The organism is Streptomyces narbonensis, from assembly GCF_014649015.1.
Lineage (GTDB): Bacteria > Actinomycetota > Actinomycetes > Streptomycetales > Streptomycetaceae > Streptomyces > Streptomyces narbonensis.
In genome coordinates, this window is the sequence record NZ_BMSF01000090.1 from 1 (window position 1) to 924 (window position 924).

The following is a 924-nucleotide window of genomic DNA, read 5'->3' on the forward strand; positions in this document are numbered from 1 at the left end:
GAGGATCCAACTACCAACAATTGTGATCGTAAAACAGGGTACCCCAACACATTTTCATAGGCTCAGATGATTCGAAAACGTTTCCTTTGTTTCTAGAATAGTTTAGGCTGTTAACCCATAATCTCCTAGAGTTGCCATATGGCAACACTAAAAATAGAGTAAGAAAGAAAAGAAAAAAAAAAGAAAAAAGAAAAAAACAGAAACTTGGCAAAAAAAAAGGAAGGAAAGAAAATTTAGAAGAAAGATATGAAAATAAGCTTGGAAAGAAAGGGTAAAGAAGAAAAAAAACGAAAACAGAAAGAAAGAGAGAGAGAGAGAGGGAGAGAGAGAGAGAGTGAAAAACAGAAATGAAAACTGAAAAAAGGAAAAATAAGAGGGATGAAGGGAAAAGAGAAGTAAGAAAAAGAGAGGGGGGAAGATAGAAAGGATTAAAGATAGATATACAGAGAGGAGGAGAGTAGGGAAGAGAAGGAAAGAATGAAGAAAAGAAGCAGAGAGAGATAGAAAAATGATATGGAGAGTGAGTAGGAAAGAAAGAAAGAGGAAATAAGACCGTAAGGAAGAAAGGGGGAAGAAGTGAGACCAGAAAGAAAACAAAGACAGGAGTAAGAAGATAGAAGAAGCACAGAAGAAATAATAGAGTTACTGACACTAATTTCAAAAGAAAAAAAGCCAGGTAAAGCAACAACAAGAAAAAGTAGGGGAATAAGAAAAAATTCAGGAAGTTAAGGGTTAAACAACCCATCAGAAAGAGTCAAGTTTCTTTAGTAACTAGGCAACCGATTCCGCTGGCGAATTCCTTTAACATCGAAAGTGCAGGTGTACCTTCAGGTTCTACGTCTAAGCACCTGCAGTATGAAGTCGGACCTTTGGGATAAGCTATTGGCAGAGGGGAAAAAGTTAAAGAACGAAGAAAGGTAATAG

General features: G+C 36.5%; 1 protein-coding gene. It reads left to right on the forward strand.

What is annotated here, in order from left to right; translation table 11 throughout:
- Positions 1-131 precede the first annotated feature (131 nt).
- On the forward strand, positions 132-275 hold the full coding sequence (locus IE124_RS34105) for a hypothetical protein (RefSeq protein WP_189513915.1): 144 nt from the start codon (positions 132-134) through the stop codon (positions 273-275).
- Positions 276-924 lie beyond the last annotated feature (649 nt).